Source organism: Methylobacterium sp. P3_A11, assembly GCF_056403155.1.
This window is the reverse complement of sequence record NZ_JBFUGA010000022.1, coordinates 26,343-44,631: the sequence shown is the minus strand read 5'-3', so window position 1 is coordinate 44,631 and position 18,289 is coordinate 26,343. Positions and strand designations below refer to the sequence as shown.

Below are 18,289 nucleotides of genomic sequence, written 5' to 3'. Positions count from 1 at the left end.
CCGAGCACCACGATACAATCGCGAAGCTTGGTTAACGAGCCTTGAACCCGGCCTGTTGAAACTCTATCAGAAGTTGTGAACGGCACGCTGTGGCAAAGTGCGGAGCGCGGGATCCGTCGCCGCCTCTGCCACGCTGGGCGAAGGCCGCCCGGCCTTGAGCGCGGTCAGTGCGGACCGGCAGATCCAGCGTCTCTCCGAAGGCCACCCAGACGATGAACGCGGCCGACCGAAGCGGAACGCATCCTGTTCAACGCTGCACGCCGCCGGATCAAGTCTGTAAACATTCGAACGCTTGCCCGAATTTAGAAATCCGATCTATAATTTGGGAGTTTAGGCGCGCGTTTCACGATTCATAAATCGGCGAGACGATCGCTGACGGCAATATCCGTCTTGCGGGAGGCGCACGACATGTCAGGTGTGAGGCCGGATCTGTTCTCCCGCCTGCACGATGACCTCGAGGCCGTGTTTCGGGAAGATCTTGAGGAGGCGGTGGTCGATCCGGCGCGATGGCAGGATTTGGCCGAGCGGACCGTTCGGGCGTCCGGCAGCGAGGGCGCTCTTCTGCTGCGTTCCGACCGTATGGGCATCGAATCCCTCTGCACTGCCTCCCTCGCCGAAGCATCGCGCCGTTACTTCGACGAGGGCTGGCACCGCGACGACTATCGCCTCCGCGGCCTGCCGTACATGCAGGCGCGCGGCATCACGGTGGATCAGGATTTCACCTCGCCCGAGGAAGTGGCGCGCCTGCCTTTCTACCAGGATCTGCTCGCCTCCCACCGTCTGCGCTGGTTCGCCGGGATCGGCTTCGCGGTGAAGGGGCGGCTGTGGTGCCTGTCCCTGCAGAGGACGTCGGCGCAGGGACCTTACGAACTGCATGAACAGAGCCGCCTCGCGACCCTGTCACCGTTGTTCCGGCGCGCGGCTCTATTGACGGCCATGGTCGAGAAGGCCCGTCTCGCCGGGATGACGCAGGCTTTCGAACTGATCGAACGCGCCGCTCTGATCCTCGATTCCGAGGGACGTGCGCTTTGTTGGAACGAAGCCTTCGGCGCGCTCCTCGGCCACGACCTGAAGCTTGCGACCGGCCGCTTGACCGCGGAGGATCCCGAGGCCGCCCGGCGGCTCGAAGCCTTGGCGCGGCCCTTCGGACGCCCGCCCATCTCGGCCGTGGTGGTGGCCCGGCGGGACGCGCCGTCGATCGTGATCCATGTCGTGCCGCTGGTCGGACCGAGCCGCGGCCTGTTCGGCGGCGCGAGAACGCTGCTCCTCGCCAGTAATCCCGGGAGCCGGCGGGCGCCGGCTTCCGCGATCCTGCAGGCGGCTTATCGGTTGACGCCCGCCGAGGCACGTCTTGCCCAAACCGTCTCGGCTGGCACCTCGCTGGCGGAGGCGGCGTCGCAATTCGCTATCACCTCGGCRACCGCGCGCTCGCAGCTGAAGGCGATCTTCGCCAAGACGGGTGCGACGCGCCAGGCGGACCTCGTGCGGCTGGTAAGCGGTCTCGCGTTCTGACCGATTGGACGGTCCGGTTCACCCGTACGGGTCGGCACACGCCTCGATCGGCGGAACGGGTTGGCGCGCCTCGTCGTTTCGACAGCGACGATAGGAGGAAGCACCATGATGAACCGGATCGTATTTGTCTCCGCCCTGGCCATCGCGGGCCTGCTCGCCGGGGCACCGGCCGAAGCGAAGGGCTGCCTCAAGGGCGCCGTGGTCGGCGGTGTCGCCGGTCACGTGGCGGGCCACGGCAAGATGGGCGCCGCGGCGGGCTGCGCCATCGGCCACCACAACGCCAACAAGAAGGCCAAGCAGGGCTGAGCCTTCTTGGATCGCGCGTCGCGACGCAGACCGAAGCGCGCGACGATCGGATTGCTGTCTCTCTTCCGAAGCCGGATCCCCATCGGGGTCCGGCTTCGGTGCGTTCGCAGGGGCTCGCGGACCGCCGCGACCTTCGCTCAGCCGTCCGCGCGCCGGCCTCGGTCAGGCTGCTCGCCATCGGGTCACGCTGCGACGACGGCGGCCGGACCGAGGAGCGAAGGTCCACGGCGCCCCCACACGCGCGCCTACTCGCCTGGATTTTTTCAGCCCACGGCATGGGGACCGGTCGACGCAAGCTCCACGCAAGGCACCCGATTGACCGTTCTTTTGAGCTATTCTAATTAAGAACTGTCGCGGGAGCGTTGCGACCCCGACGCATCCGATGGAGAGACCCGATGGCCGGTACCGCGAACGCCGCTTGCGAGAGCTGCCGCTTCTTCGACGATCACAAACTCAACGGCGCCCAGGCTCAGGGTGACGAGGGCCTCTGCCGCTTCAATCCTCCGGTCACCCAGCCGGCCCCCGAGTCGAAGGGCCTCTGGCCGGTTGTCGCCTCGAAGGACTGGTGCGGCCACTTCACCGCCGACATGACCGCCGCCGAGTAAGCGAACACCATCCAGCTCTTGCGGGATCGGCGCTCTGGTGCCGGTCCCTTCGTCGCGTCGTTGTCCCCCGACACCTGAACACGCGTTGCCCGGCCCGGTCGCCGCCGTTGCCGGAGACGGATGGCTTGGCCTAACATCCGGCTGTGACAGCCCTGATACGTCCGGCCACCGAGGCCGACCTCCCGGCCATCGCGGCGATCTACGCGGACGCCGTCGCTACCAGCACGGCGAGCTTCGAAACGGAGCCGCCGACCCTGGAGGAGATGACGCGGCGCTACTCGGTCCTGCGCGACGGTGGCTTCCCGTATCTTGTCGCCGACCGGAACGGCTTGGTCGCGGGCTATGCCTATGCCGGCCCCTATCACCAGCGGGCCGCCTACCGTTCAACCCTGGAGGATTCGATCTATGTGGCCCGCTCGGCCCGCGGCGGCGGTGTCGGCCGGACTCTGCTCGCGGCGCTGGTCGCAGCGAGCGAACGGATCGATTGCCGGACCCTGGTGGCGATCATCGCCGACAGCGGCTCGCGCGCCTCGATCGCGCTGCACGCAAGCCTCGGTTTTACACCGGTCGGCACCCTGACGGGGGTCGGCTATAAGCATGGGCGCTGGCTCGACGTCACCGTGATGCAGCGTGCTCTCGGACCGGGTCGAACGCGCCCGCCGACGCGGAACTGATCGCGAGGCCCAGTAATTCAGGACCGATCGGCTCGCCAAAACCTCAACTGAGTTGTCATGATGCGGACAACTTCGCGCGGGACAGGGCGGGCATGAAGCGCACGCCGTCCGGTTCTCGGCTCGGCGCGGGCGCGCCGACGCGGAGAGCGGGGTCTCTCCGCGCTGAAAGCGGTTCACGCGAGGGTGGGCGGTCTGTCCTCCATCACCGCTCGCGACGAATGGGAGTTCGGGTATGCGGTTTTCATCGATCGGTCGCCGGGTTGCGCCGCTCGCGATCCTGGCGCTCTCGGTCCTGGCGGGCACGGCACATGCCGCCACGCCGACCGATCCCAGCGGCACCTATCTCACGGAGGACGGCCGTGCCCGCGTGCGTCTCGAGAAGTGCGGGACCGCGGGTGACCGGCTGTGCGGCTACGTGGTGTGGCTGAAGGTTCCGCTGAACGACAAGGGCGAGCCGCGGGTCGACTTCAAGAACCCAGATCCCAAGAAGCAGGCTCGGCCCTCCCTCGGTCATCAGCTGATCATGGGGCTGAAGCCGAACGCCGACGCCCATTATGAGGGCAGGATCTACAATTCCGAGGACGGCAAGTCCTACGACGTCACCATCTGGACCGAGAAGCCCGGCGAGCTGACGGTGCGCGGCTGCCTGATCGCGTTCCTGTGCAAGTCACAGACCTGGAGCAAGGTCACCGATCTCGCGCCCGGTCAGCTTCCCGGCCCGACCAACGGTGCGAATGGTCCGCGCAGCGATCCCGAATACGCGACCGCCGCCCCGAAGCCGAGCGCCAAGGCCGGCGCGAAGCCGGCGCAGAAGCCCGCCGCCGTCGAGGCGCCCAAGGACGAGTGAGCGACGCCGACCCGCGCGCGGCCAGGCCTCAATCGGCCAGGGCCGCGTAGGTCAGGACGCGCAGCTCGCGCCGGATCGGCAGCGCCGAGGACGGCACGAGCTGCGTCATGAGCACCACCGAGAGATCCTCGGCCGGGTCGATCCAGAACGCCGTCGAGGCGAGGCCGCCCCAGGCGACCTCGCCGGGTGATCCGAGGATCTGGGCGCGGGCCGGATCGAGCATCACCGAGAAGCCCAGGCCGAAGCCGATGCCCGTGTAGGACGTCTCGGCGAAGCGCGGCGTCCCCATCGCGGCGAGATCGCCGGACAGGTGGTTCGCCAGCATCAGTTCCACCGTCTTGCGCCCCAGGAGCCGCGTCCCGTCGAGGGTGCCGCGGTTGAGGATCATCCGGCAGAAGCGCTGGTAGTCGGCGGCTGTCGAGACGAGGCCGCCGCCGCCCGACGGGATGGCGGGCGGTGTGGCGAAGGCGGTATCCACCGAATCGTCGAACAGGCGGAGCCGGCGCTCGCGGTCATACGCGTACGTGGCGCAGAAGCGCGGCATCAGCGCCGGCCGGACGTGGAAGTCGGTATCGACCATGCCGAGCGGCCCGATTACCGCATCGCGGAGGTGGTCGGCGAAGGGACGCCCGGTGAGGGCCGCCACGTACTGGCCGAGCACGTCGGTGGCGACGCTGTAGTTCCAGGCGCTGCCGGGCTGGGCGAGGAGCGGCAGCTTCGCCACCCGCGCGGTCATGTCGGCGAGGGTGCCCTCGCGTGCCAGGAAATCGACGCCGTGCTCGCGATACTGCGCGTCGACCAGGGTCGCTTCCATGAAGCCGTAGGTCAGGCCGGCGGTGTGGGTCAGCAGGTCGCGCACCGTGATCGGGCGTTTGGCGGGCTCGGTCTCCAGCTTCGCCCGGTTGCCGCCGACGGCGACCCGCATCTCGGCGAAGTCGGGCAGGACCCGGGCGACGGGATCGTCGAGCTGGAACAGCCCCTGCTCGTAGAGCTGCATCACCGCCACCGAGGTGAGCGGCTTGGTCATCGAGTAGATCCGCGCCACCGTGTCGAGGGTGAACGGCGTCGCCCGGGCCAGGTCAGCCTGCCCGCAGGCGCGGGCGAAGGCGATTCGGCCCCGCCGCGCCACGGTGACCGACAGGCCGGCGAGCCGACCGTCAGCGACGAGGCGGTCCATCCACGGCCCGATGCGGGCGAGGCCCTCCGGGCTGAAGCCGGCACCCGTGGGATCGGTTTCTGTCAGCGCATTCATGGGGTTCAGCTCGCCGTGTCGGTCCGGACTTGGAACAGGGGAGGGAAAGACGATCACCAGCCCATCGTGCCCGGGCCGCCCTTGAACGGCCCGACGATGCCGGGGGTGATCCAGCCGCCGTAGAAGGTCCCGGGTTGGGGCGCCACCCGCGCCGCGCCGACGAAGCAGGCGTCCATCGGGCCGGCGTAGAACGCGACGTAGCCGGCGATCGCGCGGAAATCCGGAGTCGGGTCGGGATAGGCCCAGGCGGCCCCGGGCGCGAGGCGATCGCCGCCCCGCACATCGAACAGGACCGCCTGTCCCTTCCACTCGCAGATCCCGCCGCGCCGGCGGTTCGTGAGCGTCCCGGCCGCGATGGCATCGGGCGGCAGATAATAGGTCGGCGGGTGCGAGGTCTCGAGGACGCGAAAGGCCGCCTCGGTCTCCGCGATCACGGCGCCGCCGAGCACCACCTGCAGGCGCTCCGCGACCGGCTCCAGCCGTGGCGGCCGCGGGTAGTCCCAGACGCTCTCCTCACCGGACCTGACCGGATCCGGAACGGGCCAGAAGGGCGAACCACTCATGGAAACCTCGCGACGTGACTGCGCGGAATCAGATAGGGCGGGCCGGCCGGCATTTGTCGTCCCGGCCGAGCGTGCTAGCCCACCGCCGACACTCGAGCCCGGGACCGCCCGCGATGAACATCGCCCTCTTTCTCGACTTCGACGGCACGCTCGCCGAGATCGCGCCGCGGCCGGACGCCGTGCAGATCGAGCCTGGGCTGGTGGAGACCCTGGAACGGCTGCGGGGCCGTCTCGACGGTGCCCTCGCGATCGTGACCGGGCGTCCGGTCTCGGTGATCGACGGCTTCCTGGCACCGTCCCGGATCGATGCGGCTGGTCTGCACGGCGTCGAATGCCGGATCGGCGGGACGCTCACGGGCGGCCGGGCCGAGGATCATCCGGACTTGCGGCGGCAGGTCGCGCGCCTCCAAGCCGAAGCCGCTGCACTGGCGCAGGTTCTGATCGAGGACAAGGGCGCCTCGGTCGCGGTGCACTGGCGGCTCGCGAATGGCGACGATGCCGCCCGGGCCGAGGCGCTGGTGACGGCGGCGGCGGCGGCGCTGGGCGGCGATTACCGCCTGCAACTCGGCAAGGCGGTGGGCGAGATCGTCCCGGCGCAGGCCACAAAGGCGCATGCGATCCGCGCCTTCATGGAACAGAGCCCCTATGCCGGGCGGATACCGGTCTTCTTCGGCGACGATCGCACCGACGAGATCGCCTTCGCATCGGTCAACGAGGATGGCGGCGTGGCGGTGCGCGTGGGCGAGGGGGAGACCGTGGCCCGCCGCCGCCTGCCCGATCCGCAGGCCGTCCGGGCGCTGCTCCGGGATTGGGCGCTGGGGGGCGTCATCGAACCCGATGCGCTGCCCGCGGCATAGCCGGCCTTCGGCGCGGACCCTCGATCCAGGGACGTCGCAATGTCGGATCGCTCAGCCGCTGGCTGGCCGCGCCTCCTTCTCCGGCTGGAGGGGGCCTTCATCCTGGCGGCCGCCGTGTGGGCCTATGGCTGGCTCGGTCAATCCTGGTGGCTCTTCGCCGCGCTGTTGTTCGTCCCCGACCTGAGCATGGTTGCCTATGCAGCCGGTCCGAGGGCAGGCGCTGCGCTCTACAACGCCGTTCACGCGCTGATCCTGCCGCTCATCGGCCTGTGTGTGGCCACGAGCCTCGGCCGTGCCGACCTTGCCGGGCTGGGGTTGATCTGGCTCGCCCATATCGGCGTCGATCGCGGGCTCGGATACGGACTCAAATACGGGAGCGGATTCGGCGATACGCATCTTGGCGTCATCGGTCGACTACGGGACAAGACGAACGCGACGCGTTGAGACGCGGCCGGCGCCACATGGCACTTACCCGTGCGAAGTCACGGATCCGATATTTCGCCGCGCCGGGTCCGTATCGGTTCCGTGCGAACCAGAGAGCAGGAGCTTCCTTCGATGTTCGAGTTTCCGGTTCTCGTCGGCGATATCGGCGGCACGAATGCCCGGTTCGGCATCATCGAGCAGGCCGGCGACCAGCCTCGGCTGCTCGCGCACGAGGCCACCGCCGATCATCCGGACCCGTCGAGTGCCATCAGGGCGTCGCTCGCCAAGGGCGGTGGACCGTCGCCGCGGTCGGCCATCCTGGCGATCGCCGGCCGGATCGACGGTCCGGAGATCCAGCTGACGAACGCGCACTGGAAGATCGCGGGCCAACGCATCGCCGGGGATTTCGGCCTGTCTTCCGCAGTCGTGGTCAACGACTATGTGCCGGTGGCGGCCGGCGCCGCCGATATCGAGCCGCACGACCTCACGCCGGTCGGCCCCTGTCCGCCGGTCCCCGGTGGCGCGCGCGTGGTGCTGGGTCCCGGGACCGGTTTCGGCGCGGCGGCGCTGGTCCCCTACGCGGCGCATCTCGCCATCGTCTCCACCGAGGTCGGCCATACCGATATCGGCCCGGCCGACGCCTTCGAGGAGAAGGTCTGGCACGCCCTGGAGCGGGTCGAGGATCGCATTACCGTCGAGACGGTGCTGTCGGGACCGGGCCTGTCGCGGCTCCACGCGGCGGTCGCCCATGTCCGGACCGGGCAGCCGCACGAGAAGATCGAGCCGGCCGCGGTCACCGAGGCCGGTCTCAACGCCACCGACCCGCATGCCGCCGAGACGCTCGCGCTGTTCGGCCGGGTGCTCGGACGCGTCTGCGGCGACCTCGCGCTGACCTTCCTGGCGACGAGCGGCGTCTATATCGGCGGCGGCATCGCGCCCCGGATCCTGAAGGTGCTCGAGGAGAGCGGTTTCCGCACCGCCTTCGAGAAGAAGGCGCCCTTCGCCGCCATGATGCGCCAGATTCCGACCAGCGTGATCACCGTTCACGACCCCGCCTTCCGGGGGCTGGCGGCCCTGGCGAACGAGGGGGCCAAGTTCGTCTACCACGGGCAGGTGTGGCGGAAGGAGTCGTGACGGAGCGCGACGTCGACGGGCGCGGTGCGGAGCGAGGCCGGGCGGCTTCGCTCCGCGCGCGCGGACGATCATCGTCGCGGACCGGCGCTCAGGCCGCCGCTAGCGGCTTCGACACCTCCTCCAGGGACTTGCCCTCCGCAGCCGTCCCCCAGATCCCCCCGACGACCGCCGCGATGAGCATCAGGACGGCGCCGATCCCGTAGCCGAACAGCACCCAGTCGCGCGATCCGGTCTCGACCAGGCTGCCGAACAGGAGCGGGCCCGAGACGCCGCCGATGCCGGTGCCGACCGCGTAGAAGGCCGCGATGGCGAGCGCCCGGATCTCCAGCGGGAAGGTCTCGGAGACGGTCAGATAGGCCGAGCTCGCCGCCGCCGAGGCGAAGAAGAACACCACCATCCAGGCCCCGGTCTGCCCGACCGGCCCGAGCACGTCGAGGCGGAACAGCAGGCCGACCCCGGCGAGCAGCAGTGCCGAGATGCCGTACGTGAAGGCGATCATGGTGCGCCGGCCGATCGTGTCGAACAGCCGCCCGAGCAGGACCGGGCCGAGGAACGAGCCGAGCGCGAAGGGCAGCAGGTACCACCCGACATGGTTGCCGGGCACCTGATAGAAGCGCTCCAGCACCAGCGCGTAGGTGAAGAACAGCGCATTGTAGAAGAACGCCTGGGCGATCATCAGCGCGAGGCCGACCATGGTCTCCTTGCGGCTCGTGACGAACAGCGCCTTGAACACCTCCGAGAGCGGGGTGTGGTCGCGGGTGCGGACCTTCATGCGCTTGCTCTCGTCCACCGGCGGCAGGGTCACGCCCTCGTCGGTGAAGCGCTTCTCGATCCCGGTGACCACCCGGTCGGCCTCTGCCGCGTAGCCGTGGGTTGCGAGCCAGCGCGGGCTCTCGGGGATCCAGGTGCGTAGGAGCAGGATTACGAGGCCGATGGCCCCGCCGGTGAAGAAGGCGACGCGCCAGCCCCAGGCCGGGTCGATCACCTCGGGCTTCAGCAGCACGATCGACATGAACGAGCCCAGCGCCGCACCGATCCAGAACGAGCCGTTGATGACCAGGTTGGTCCAGCCGCGGACCCGGGCCGGGACCAGTTCCTGGATGGTCGAGTTGATCGCCGTGTACTCGCCGCCGATCCCCGCACCCGTGAAGAACCGGAAGGCGCAGAAGCTCCAGACATTCCAGGACAGGCCTGTGGCCGCCGTGGCGACGAGGTAGAGGGCCAGGGTGATGAAGAACAGCTTCTTGCGGCCGATCCGATCCGTGAGCCAGCCGAAGCCGATCGCCCCGGTGACGGCTCCGATGAGGTAGCAGGAGGCTGCCAGACCCACGTCGAACTCGGAGAAGGACATCGGCGGCTGGCGTAGGGCGCCCACCAGCGAGCCGGCGAGGGTGACCTCGAGGCCGTCGAGCACCCAGGTGATGCCGAGCGCCACGATCACCAGGACATGGAAGCGCCCCCAAGGCAGCCGGTCCAGGCGCGCGGAGATGTCGGTGTCGATCACGCGGCCGATCTCCGCCCGCTCCGGCGTTCCGGATCCCCCCTCGACCTTGCTGACCATATCCGCGCGTCCTCCTGAATTGTCGTTTACCCTGCCCGGACAGCCTACATTTACCGCGTCGCCAGACAGGTGTTGGCAACGACTTGAGAATCGATTCGGTTCGATCCCGTTTTCACTTCCGACTTGCAGAACAGGGGCGTCCTCGCGGTGCCCTGTCATGCCCTCCGATCCTGCCCGATCCCGCCGCCGGCCCTTGGCCCGGTTCAGCCTCCTCGCCGCCATGACGCTGGCCGGGCTCGCTACGGTGCCCACCGAGGGTGCGGACCGGCATCTCGAACGTCCCAAGCCGCGCATCGCCATGCAGGGCGCCGAACGCTGGCGCCTCAGGCCGACGGAAGCGTCGGTGACCGCCACGACCGGGAGCATTCGCGAGCGGTCCGAGGGCGCGGTTCCGGAGGCGCGCCGCACCGTCCGTCTCGTCTACCCGGCGCTGATCGAAGCGCGTTGACGCGGCAAGAATCCGATCCAGCTCGACGAGCCTGATCGGCTCAGGCACAGCCCCTGCGTCGTCGACGGTGGACGACGGTATCGGCGCGGAGGACGTGGATGGCGGAGGCGATTGCCCTGGTCGGGTGCAAGGGGCCGGACCAGGAGGCGGAGTACCTGCAGGTCCTGTCGGCGGCCATGCCGGAGGAGCGCCTGATCCCGTTCCGGTCGATGGATGACGCGGCCCGGGCGGCGACGCGGGTCGCCGTCGTGGCCAATCCCGATCCGTCCGAGGTTGCGGCCTTGCCGGGCCTCGTCTGGGTTCAGAGCCTCTGGGCCGGCGTCGAGAAGCTCGTCGGCGCCTTCGACCGGCCGCTGCCGATCGTCCGCTTGGTCGACCGCGAGATGGCCCGCACCATGGCCGAGGCGGTCCTGGCCTGGACCTACTTTCTCCAGCGCGACATGCCGGCCTATGCCCGCCAGCAACGGGATCGCGTCTGGCGACCGCACGCCTATCGCAAGCCATCCGACACCGTTGTGGGCCTGCTCGGCCTCGGTGCGCTCGGGACCGCGGCGGCGGAGCGGCTCACCGGCGCGGGCTTCCGCGTCGTCGGCTGGAGCCGCAGCCCCAAGGCGGTGCCGGATCTCGAGACGTTCCACGGTGCCGACAGCCTCCCGGCGATGCTCGGCCGCTGCGACATCCTCGTCTGTCTCGTGCCGCTGACGCCTGAGACGCGCGGTCTCGTGAACGCCGAGCGCCTCGCCGTCCTGAGGCCCGGCGCCGCGCTGATCAACTTCGCCCGCGGCCCGATCGTCGTCACCGAGGATCTGATCGCCGCCCTGGACAATGGCCACCTCGCCCACGCGGTGCTCGACGTCTTCGCGGTCGAGCCCCTGCCGGCGGAGTCGCCGCTGTGGTCCCATCCCGGCGTGACGGTGCTGCCGCACGTCTCGGGGCCGACCGACATGGATTCGGCCGCCGCCACCGTGGCGGGCAACCTGCGGGCCTATCGCCGGACCGGCCAGGTGCCGAACGGGGTCGACGCGGCGCGCGGGTATTAGGGCGCGGCTCTCATAGCTTCGGGAATGTCGCCGCCAGGTGATCGATCAGCACGCGCACGGCCGGCGGCAGTCCGCGCCGGGTCGTGAAGACGATGTGCACGATCCCGGGCTGACCCTGCCAGTCCGGGTAGACGGGCACGAGCCGGCCGGCCGCGACGGCGTCGGTGCAGGCGTGGTCGGGCAGGAACGCGACCCCGAGGCCGTCTGCCGCCGCGTCGCACAGCGCGGCGAAGTCGCTGCAGGTCATGCGCGGCTCGTGGCGCAGGGTGAAGACCGTGCCGTCACGGTGCTCCAGCCGCCACTCCGCCTCGCCCGGATCGTCGCGGGTGCCGAGGGTCGGGACCGCGCCGAGCGCGGCGATGTCGGTGCCGAGGCCGCGCGCGACCCGCGGCGCGGCGACCAGGATCCAGCGCGAGGAGCCGAGCGTGCGCATGGTCAGGGACGCGTCGCTTGTCAGGTCAAGCCGGACCCGCAGCGCCACGTCGATGCGCTCCTCGATCAGGTCGACGGGCCGATCGGTCACGACCAACTGCAGCCTCACCTTCGGGTAGCAGGCGAGGAAGCCGCGGACGCGCGCGGCGACGATGTCGGTGAGGCCCGTCGGGCAACTCATCCGGATCCGTCCGTGCGGCTCGGTCTGCGCCTCCGCGACCAGCGCCTCGGCCCGCTCGGCCTCCAGCATCATCGCCCGGCAGCGCTCGTAGAAGCCCTGGCCTACCTCGGTCACGCGGAAGCGCCGACTCGACCGCTCGATCAGGCGCGCGCCGAGGCGCGCCTCCAGGGCCGCGATCCGGCGGCTCAGCTTCGATTTCGGCTGGTGCAGCGCGCGACCCGCCGCGGCGAAGCCGCCATGCGACACGACCGCGGCGAAGTAGGCGTAGTCGTTGAGGTCGGCGCGGCTCATCGTTCCTCCAGAGGAACGCTGAGTGCCACAATCGCTGACTATCCGCATCAACGTTCCGGGATCATCTCTTCGGCAGCGGCGCACACGAAGCCGAGAGACGGAGAACGACGATGACCGGCAGGTTTCAGGACAAGGTCGTGGTGGTGACCGGCGGCACCAGCGGCATCGGCCTCGCGACCGCCCAGGCCTTCGTGGCCGAGGGGGCCTCGGTGTTCATCACCGGTCGCCGCCAGCAGGCGCTCGACGCGGCGGTGAAGCGGATCGGGGGCCGGGTCACCGGCGTGCGCGGCGACATGGCGAACCTCGCCGACATCGACCGCCTGTACGACGCGGTCCAGCAGAAGCACATGCAGATCGACGTGGTCTTCGCCAATGCCGGCGGCGGCACCTTCGCGCCGCTGGGCGCGATCACCGAGGCGCACTATCAGAGCATCTTCGACACCAACGTGAAGGGCGTGCTCTTCACCGTCCAGAAGGCGCTGCCGCTGCTGCGCGACGGGGCCGCGATCGTGCTCACCGGCTCGACCACCGGCAGCTCCGGCACGCCGGCCTTCAGCGTCTACTCGGCCACCAAGGCGGCGGTGCGCAACTTCGCCCGGAACTGGATCCTCGACCTGAAGGATCGTCGTATCCGGGTGAACACGATCAGTCCGGGCGTGACCGAGACCGCCGGCCTCGACGAGCTCTTCGGCGGCGGCGATCAGGCCGCGGCCACCAAGGATTACCTCGCGGGCCAGATCCCGGCCGGCCGCGTCGGCCGGCCCGAGGAGATCGCCCAGGCGGTGCTGTTCCTCGCCTCTGACGCGGCGAGCTTCGTCAACGGCGTCGAACTGTTCGCCGACGGCGGGCAGGTCCAGATCTGACAATCGGCGCCGGCCGGGACGCGACACCCGGTCCCGGCCGACGGGGTGAACCCTGGCCGTGTCCGGCGGTTGAAGGCCCGGCCCTCCGGTCCCGCTCGCTCGCGGGCGGGCGCCGGGAAGGACACTCGGGTTTCATGGGCTGGCCGCGCCGCATCCTGATCACCGCCGGGCTCGTGACCGTCGCGGCCGGCGCGACGCTGAGCCTCGGCCGCTTCAGCTACGCCCCGATGCCCGACCGGGCGGACCTGCTCAACGCGGACCGCTACCCGATCCAGACCGCCTTCGACATCCTGGGCCGCCGGGTGTCGCGCGCGGAGGCCGAGGGGCTCAACGGCACCGAGGCCGGACGGAAAGCGCTCTCGCCGTCGAGTGGCGCGGTCGCGATCGATCCCGCCATGGTCGAGCGCGGCCGGCAGGCCTTCTATCAGGAGACGTTCGGCAACGAGGTTTTCCTCACCGACGTCATGGGCATGCTCGACGGCGGCCTGACGCCCGGCGCCGTCGCCCTGGCGGTGGCGAGGCTCGGCGGGCAGGGCACCACGAACCTTCAGGTCGCCATGGCCAGGGACGTGCGCGTCGGCGACCGCGTCTACCGGACGGGGGAGCTGGTGCCGACCGGGCTCGACGTGCCGAAGGGCGGCGCCTTCATCATCGGGATCAAGACCTTCTCCGACCGCGGCCATCTGCGCATGGGCATCACCTGCGCCCTGTGCCACGCGGCGGTCGATCCCGGCACCGGCAAGGTCGTGGAGGGCGCGCCCAACACCGACCTCAATGCCGGGCTGCTGATGGCGCTCGCCAAGAACTCCTCGGCCTACTTCATGCACGCCAGCGTGCCAGAGGCCGATGCCCGGCCCTCCGCCGACCCGCAGCATACTGGCTCGACCGGCACGGGACCGGCCCTGCCGGACGCCGCGGCGGTCGAGGCGGCCACCAAGGTGCAGGTGGCGAGCTGGCCGCCGGGCAGCTTCGACTCGTCCGCCGACCGGGTCACCAACCCGACCTCGATCCCGTCGAGCTTCTCCGCCCACGGCGAGCCATACAGCTGGAGCGGCCGCGAGGCGATCGGGCCCTTCGCCGGCCTGTCCTCGCTCAACAACAACGTCCACGCGGCCAATTCCGACACGACCCAGCTCGCCGCCGCGGCGTCCTGGCTGTTCGGCCTGGATCCGGAGACGTATCTCGGCATCGTCCTGCGCGGGTCGGCCACGGAGGCGTTCCGCTACCGGCCGGACGGCGGTCGGAGCCCATCCGAGGTGTTGAAGAGCGTCGACCCGACCCCGGCCTCCCCGGGCCTGAACAGCTACGCGGTGCTGCCGACCTATCCGGCGACCAACTACGTCACCGACAACGGCCTGTTCACGTCGGTCCCCGGCGAGCCGGTCAATCACGCCAACAACGCCATGTCGGCCTTCCAGAACCTGCTGCACCCGCCCGCCGCCGGGCAGGATCCGGACCGGGTCCGGGCCGGCCGCGCGGTGTTCGAGAAGGCCGGTTGCGGCACCTGCCATTCCGGGCCGGCTCTCACCAACCACCGGGTCGTCCCGGAGGCCGAGATCGGCACCGAGCCGACCCGCGCGCGGGCCGGCGCCAAGATGGAGGCGCGCCTGTCGCCGCCGACGCTGTTCGCCACCGACACGCCGTTCCCGGTCCCGGCCGATCCGGTGATCGTCCCGGTGCCGCTCGCGGGCGACAGGCTCGCCGAAGTCCAGCTCGCCTGGGGGCAGGGCGGCACCGAGGGCGGCTACAAGGTGCCAAACCTCGTCGGCCTCGCCTGGTCGGCGCCGTACCTGCACGATTCCGGCGTCGCGGTCGGGGTCGATGCCGAGGGCCAGCTCGGCGTCCCGGGCACGCTGTACAGGGGCGTCGCCCCCGATCCCGCCAACAGCCTGCGCGCGCTGGTCGACCGGGACCTGCGGGCCAAGGTGATCGCCGCCAACGCCGCCTCGGAAACCGCGCGCGTCGCCCGCGTTACCGGCAGAGGACACGCCTTCTGGGCCGATGCCGGCACGGGCGTGTCGCCCGAGGAGCAGACCGCGCTCGTCGCCTACCTGCTCTCGGTCGACCGCCTGACGGAATCGGCCGCGACCCCCTGATCAGGATCCGCCATGACGCAGAACACCGACCCGGTCTGGTTCATCACCGGCTGCTCGACCGGCTTCGGCCGGGAACTCGCCAAGCTCGTCGTTGGGCGCGGCTGGCGCGCGGTGGTCACGGCCCGCGACGCGGCCAAGGTCGCCGACCTAGCGGACGGTGCCGATGGCCGCGTCCTGGCCCTCTCCCTCGACGTGACCGAGGCGGGCCGGATCGCCGATGCCGTGCGCGCCGCCCAGCAGACGTTCGGGCGGGTCGACGTGCTCGTGAACAATGCCGGCTACGGCTACCAATCCTCGATCGAGGAGGGCGAGGAGGACAAGATCCGCGCCCAGTTCGACGCCAACGTCTTCGGCCTGTTCGCCCTGACCCGGGCGGTGCTGCCGGTGATGCGGGCACAGAAGTCGGGTCACATCCTCAACGTGACCTCGGTGGCGGGCTTCGTGGGTTTCCCGGCCTCCGGCTACTACGCCGCCACCAAGCACGCCGTCGAAGGGTTCTCGGATTCGCTCGCCGCCGAGGCCGGGCCGCTCGGGATCCGCGTCACCTGCATCGCGCCGGGGCCGTTCCGCACAGACTGGGCCGGCCGCTCCCTGGTCCAGACCCCCAACGCGATTTCCGACTACGCCGAAACCGCGGGCGCGCGCCTGAAGGCAACGTCGGAGAAGAGCGGCACCCAGGCCGGCGATCCGGTGCGGGCCGCGGAGGCGATGATCCGGGTGACCGAGATGGCGGATCCGCCGCGCCACCTCGTGCTGGGCGCCTGGGGCTACGACGCGGTGACGGCGCGCCTGAAGCAGCGGATCGCCGAGATCGAGGCGTGGCGCGAGACCAGCCTCGGAGCCGATTACCCTGAAACGTGAGGACTCGCCGTCTTTGCGAGCGAAGCGAAGCAATCTAGCGGCGCCACGCTCGCCGGTGTCGCGCCGCCCTGGGTTGCTTCACGACGTTCGCAAAGACGCGGTTCAGATCACCGCCTCGATCAGACCGCGCCGCTTCGCCTCCTCGGCCTCGAGGTACCAGTTCGACGGCGCCTTCTCGAGCACCTCGTCGAGGGTGACGTCCGAGCCTGCGATCAGGTTCGCGAAGCCCTCGTTCTGGATCTCGATCGAGCACAGGATCTCGTTGAGCGTCGCCTTCACGGAGGCGATGCAGGTGGTGAGCGGCCCCTCGACCTGGAGCTGCTTGTTCATCTTGCGCTCGTGGATCATCAGCCGCGTGCCGCAGGTCAGGTAGCGGTTCGGCCGGGCGAAGAAGCTCATCAATGTCGTCCCGGCCGAGTAGATCGCCGCCTTGCCGAGGAAGACGAAGCCCCGGTTCGGGTCCATCGCGCTGTTGAAGCGGATGTCCTCGCCCATCATCCGGGCGACCTCCGGATCGCCGCCGAGCGTCGTCAGCTCGACGACCACGATCTCGCGGTCTGCCGCCGCGCCGAGCTGGCGGCGGAAGTCCTTGTACATGTCGTAGTCGACCGGGCCGGAGAGCAGCACCGCGGGCGCCCGGAAGGCGGAAGGGCCAAGGGGAGTCGTGTCCATGATGCTCCTGATCGGATGACCGGCCCGCTCCGCCGCGAAGGGGGGCGGAGCGGCGGATCCGGCGGTCAGCGCGCCGGATCGGGGGCACCCTCGCCCTTGCCGACGAAGGGGATCCCCTCGATCGGGCATTCCTCCGTGCCGACGCTCTGACGGGTAATCGCCCGCACCGCGTCGCGGGTTCCGTCGGGATCCTCGATCCAGCGGCGGTAGAAGTCGTAGGGGCATTCCGACATCCCGTGCCGGTTCTCCTTCGAGTTGATCATGCCCGTGTAGCCGCGGTGCAGCAGCTTGAAGAGGTGGTTCTCCGACTGGCCGTGGGCGCGGAAGTCCCGGATCAGGAACTTCGACAGGGCGGCGTACTGGATGCCCATCTCCTCCTCGCCGCACTCGCCGAGCGTCCGCCCGTCGAAGCCGATGATCGCCGAGTGGCCGAAATACGTGTAGACGCCGTCGAAGCCGGCCGCGTTGGCCACCGCCACGTAGGTGTTGTTGGCGAACGCCATCGCCTTCGAGATGACGACCTGCTGTTCTTTCGCCGGGTACATGTAGCCCTGGCAGCGGATGATCAGCTCGGCACCCCGCATGGCGCAGTCGCGCCAGATCTCCGGGTAGTTGCCGTCGTCGCAGATGATCAGGCTGATCTTCAGCCCCTTCGGCCCGTCCGACACGTAGGTGCGGTCGCCCGGATACCAGCCCTCGATCGGCGTCCACGGCATGATCTTGCGGTACTTCTGCACGATCTCGCCCTGGTCGTTCATCAGGATCAGGGTGTTGTAGGGGGCCTTGTGTGGGTGCTCCTCGTGGCGCTCGCCGGTGAGCGAGAACACGCCCCAGACCTTAGCTTCCCGGCAGGCGGTGGCGAACACCTCCGTCTCGGCGCCCGGGACCGTCGAGGCGGTCTCGTACATCTCGGCGGCGTCGTACATGATGCCGTGGGTCGAATATTCGGGGAAGATCACGAGGTCGAGGCCGGGCAGGCCGGACTTCATGCCGACGATCATCTTGCCAATCGCCTTGGCGTTCTCCAGCACCTCCGCGCGGGTGTGCAGGCGCGGCATCTTGTAGTTCACGACGGCGACGCCGACGCTGTCCTGGCTGGAAGAGATGTCTCCGTGCATCATGGCGTGATGTCCTCCTGACCGTGAGTGTCCCCCGGTGGCGCGCGTCTCAGTGGCTGATCATCCAGGGCCGCGCCTTCGGGAAGCTCTTGGCGGCGGCCGGGGCCGCGGTCGCCTTCTTGGGTGAGCAGCAGCCGCAGCCGGCCCCGTGGCTCCCTGAGCGACGGGGCGCGTGGCGGCTGCGCTCGTTGGTGGCGTGGGCGGCCCGCAGCCCCGCATCCATGCCGGCGATGCGCGGCGCGGTGAGGAAGGCGCGCTGGCTCGTCCCCCCGCAATCCGGGCAGGCATGCGGCTCGCGGAACTCCGCCATCGGACGCATCACCGTGAAGGGGCCGCAGGCCTCGCAAGCGTAGTCGTAGACGGGCATGGGGCGCCTCAAGCACGAGGAGAAATTCGCGACGTAACCGGTGACACGCGGGTCCCCTCTCCCGTGCGGGAGAGGGACAGGGTGAGGGCTGCGACCTCTCCGGAAAGACCGGGTCCCTCACCCCAACCCTCTCCCGAACGGGAGAGGGGGCAGGTCGCGTCCGGTGAGACGGAAGTGCTCACCGGA

At 69.8% G+C, this 18,289-nt stretch carries 20 protein-coding genes; 13 read left to right on the top strand and 7 right to left on the bottom strand.

Translation table 11 applies throughout. From position 1 onward, the window contains the following. Positions 1-408 precede the first annotated feature (408 nt). The 5 genes from AC1DXK_RS09875 to AC1DXK_RS09855 all read left to right on the top strand — a co-directional run bounded on the left by AC1DXK_RS09875 (position 409) and on the right by AC1DXK_RS09855 (position 3,944). A complete protein-coding gene (locus tag AC1DXK_RS09875; RefSeq protein ID WP_457104462.1) occupies positions 409-1,512 on the top strand; it encodes a helix-turn-helix transcriptional regulator in 1,104 nt (367 codons plus the stop codon). 108 nt (positions 1,513-1,620) lie between these two features. Further along, the gene (locus tag AC1DXK_RS09870) at positions 1,621-1,818 is read left to right on the top strand and encodes a hypothetical protein (protein WP_457104575.1); all 198 of its coding nucleotides are present in this window, start codon (positions 1,621-1,623) and stop codon (positions 1,816-1,818) included. A 395-nt stretch (positions 1,819-2,213) separates the two neighbouring features. Further along, positions 2,214-2,423 carry a hypothetical protein gene (locus tag AC1DXK_RS09865; RefSeq protein ID WP_457104461.1) on the top strand — a complete coding sequence of 70 codons (210 nt, stop codon included), beginning with the start codon at positions 2,214-2,216 and terminating at the stop codon, positions 2,421-2,423. 143 nt (positions 2,424-2,566) lie between these two features. After that, positions 2,567-3,097, top strand: a complete 531-nt coding sequence (locus AC1DXK_RS09860; protein WP_457104460.1) for a GNAT family N-acetyltransferase — start codon at positions 2,567-2,569, stop codon at positions 3,095-3,097. 232 nt (positions 3,098-3,329) lie between these two features. Next, on the top strand, positions 3,330-3,944 hold the full coding sequence (locus AC1DXK_RS09855) for a DUF2147 domain-containing protein (RefSeq protein ID WP_457104459.1): 615 nt from the start codon (positions 3,330-3,332) through the stop codon (positions 3,942-3,944). A 28-nt stretch (positions 3,945-3,972) separates the two neighbouring features. Here the strand turns inward: AC1DXK_RS09855 and AC1DXK_RS09850 are convergent, their stop codons facing one another. Further along, entirely contained in the window at positions 3,973-5,196 is a 1,224-nt protein-coding gene (locus AC1DXK_RS09850; protein ID WP_477297635.1) for a serine hydrolase domain-containing protein, read from the bottom strand. A 53-nt stretch (positions 5,197-5,249) separates the two neighbouring features. Beyond that, a complete protein-coding gene (locus AC1DXK_RS09845; protein WP_457104457.1) occupies positions 5,250-5,759 on the bottom strand; it encodes a DUF427 domain-containing protein in 510 nt (169 codons plus the stop codon). 113 nt (positions 5,760-5,872) lie between these two features. Between AC1DXK_RS09845 and otsB the strand changes: the two genes are divergently transcribed. The 3 genes from otsB to AC1DXK_RS09830 all read left to right on the top strand — a co-directional run bounded on the left by otsB (position 5,873) and on the right by AC1DXK_RS09830 (position 8,173). Beyond that, positions 5,873-6,616 carry a trehalose-phosphatase gene (gene otsB / locus AC1DXK_RS09840; RefSeq protein ID WP_457104456.1) on the top strand — a complete coding sequence of 248 codons (744 nt, stop codon included), beginning with the start codon at positions 5,873-5,875 and terminating at the stop codon, positions 6,614-6,616. A gap of 39 nt (positions 6,617-6,655) precedes the next feature. Next, complete coding sequence (locus AC1DXK_RS09835; protein WP_457104455.1) at positions 6,656-7,060, top strand: DUF4260 domain-containing protein; 405 nt, start codon at positions 6,656-6,658, stop codon at positions 7,058-7,060. 111 nt (positions 7,061-7,171) lie between these two features. Further along, on the top strand, positions 7,172-8,173 hold the full coding sequence (locus tag AC1DXK_RS09830; protein ID WP_457104454.1) for a glucokinase: 1,002 nt from the start codon (positions 7,172-7,174) through the stop codon (positions 8,171-8,173). 88 nt (positions 8,174-8,261) lie between these two features. Here the strand turns inward: AC1DXK_RS09830 and AC1DXK_RS09825 are convergent, their stop codons facing one another. Then, a complete protein-coding gene (locus tag AC1DXK_RS09825; RefSeq protein ID WP_457104453.1) occupies positions 8,262-9,734 on the bottom strand; it encodes an MFS transporter in 1,473 nt (490 codons plus the stop codon). Positions 9,735-9,891: 157 nt separating this feature from the next. Here AC1DXK_RS09825 and AC1DXK_RS09820 point away from each other — a divergent pair, with 157 nt between their 5' ends. Together AC1DXK_RS09820 and AC1DXK_RS09815 are read left to right on the top strand one after the other, a co-directional pair. Then, complete coding sequence (locus AC1DXK_RS09820) at positions 9,892-10,182, top strand: hypothetical protein (protein ID WP_457104452.1); 291 nt, start codon at positions 9,892-9,894, stop codon at positions 10,180-10,182. A gap of 98 nt (positions 10,183-10,280) precedes the next feature. After that, the gene (locus AC1DXK_RS09815; protein WP_457104451.1) at positions 10,281-11,222 is read left to right on the top strand and encodes a 2-hydroxyacid dehydrogenase; all 942 of its coding nucleotides are present in this window, start codon (positions 10,281-10,283) and stop codon (positions 11,220-11,222) included. Between the two features lie 10 nt (positions 11,223-11,232). On the opposite strand, the gene AC1DXK_RS09810 is transcribed toward AC1DXK_RS09815, so the two are convergent. Then, a complete protein-coding gene (locus AC1DXK_RS09810) occupies positions 11,233-12,126 on the bottom strand; it encodes a LysR substrate-binding domain-containing protein (protein WP_457104450.1) in 894 nt (297 codons plus the stop codon). Between the two features lie 110 nt (positions 12,127-12,236). Between AC1DXK_RS09810 and AC1DXK_RS09805 the strand changes: the two genes are divergently transcribed. The 3 genes from AC1DXK_RS09805 to AC1DXK_RS09795 all read left to right on the top strand — a co-directional run bounded on the left by AC1DXK_RS09805 (position 12,237) and on the right by AC1DXK_RS09795 (position 15,946). Then, positions 12,237-12,989: an SDR family oxidoreductase gene (locus AC1DXK_RS09805; RefSeq protein WP_457104449.1), complete on the top strand. Its 753-nt coding sequence runs from the start codon at positions 12,237-12,239 to the stop codon at positions 12,987-12,989. A 134-nt stretch (positions 12,990-13,123) separates the two neighbouring features. Then, positions 13,124-15,085, top strand: coding sequence for a cytochrome C oxidase Cbb3 (locus tag AC1DXK_RS09800; protein WP_457104448.1), 1,962 nt, complete (start codon positions 13,124-13,126; stop codon positions 15,083-15,085). Positions 15,086-15,097: 12 nt separating this feature from the next. Continuing rightward, positions 15,098-15,946 carry an oxidoreductase gene (locus AC1DXK_RS09795; protein WP_457104447.1) on the top strand — a complete coding sequence of 283 codons (849 nt, stop codon included), beginning with the start codon at positions 15,098-15,100 and terminating at the stop codon, positions 15,944-15,946. 102 nt (positions 15,947-16,048) lie between these two features. Here the strand turns inward: AC1DXK_RS09795 and AC1DXK_RS09790 are convergent, their stop codons facing one another. From AC1DXK_RS09790 to AC1DXK_RS09780, 3 genes are all read right to left on the bottom strand, one after another. Next, positions 16,049-16,618, bottom strand: a complete 570-nt coding sequence (locus AC1DXK_RS09790; protein ID WP_477297630.1) for a ClpP family protease — start codon at positions 16,616-16,618, stop codon at positions 16,049-16,051. A 65-nt stretch (positions 16,619-16,683) separates the two neighbouring features. Then, positions 16,684-17,739, bottom strand: a complete 1,056-nt coding sequence (locus tag AC1DXK_RS09785) for an aliphatic amidase (RefSeq protein ID WP_457104445.1) — start codon at positions 17,737-17,739, stop codon at positions 16,684-16,686. A gap of 46 nt (positions 17,740-17,785) precedes the next feature. Then, entirely contained in the window at positions 17,786-18,103 is a 318-nt protein-coding gene (locus AC1DXK_RS09780; RefSeq protein WP_020090551.1) for an FmdB family zinc ribbon protein, read from the bottom strand. Positions 18,104-18,289 lie beyond the last annotated feature (186 nt).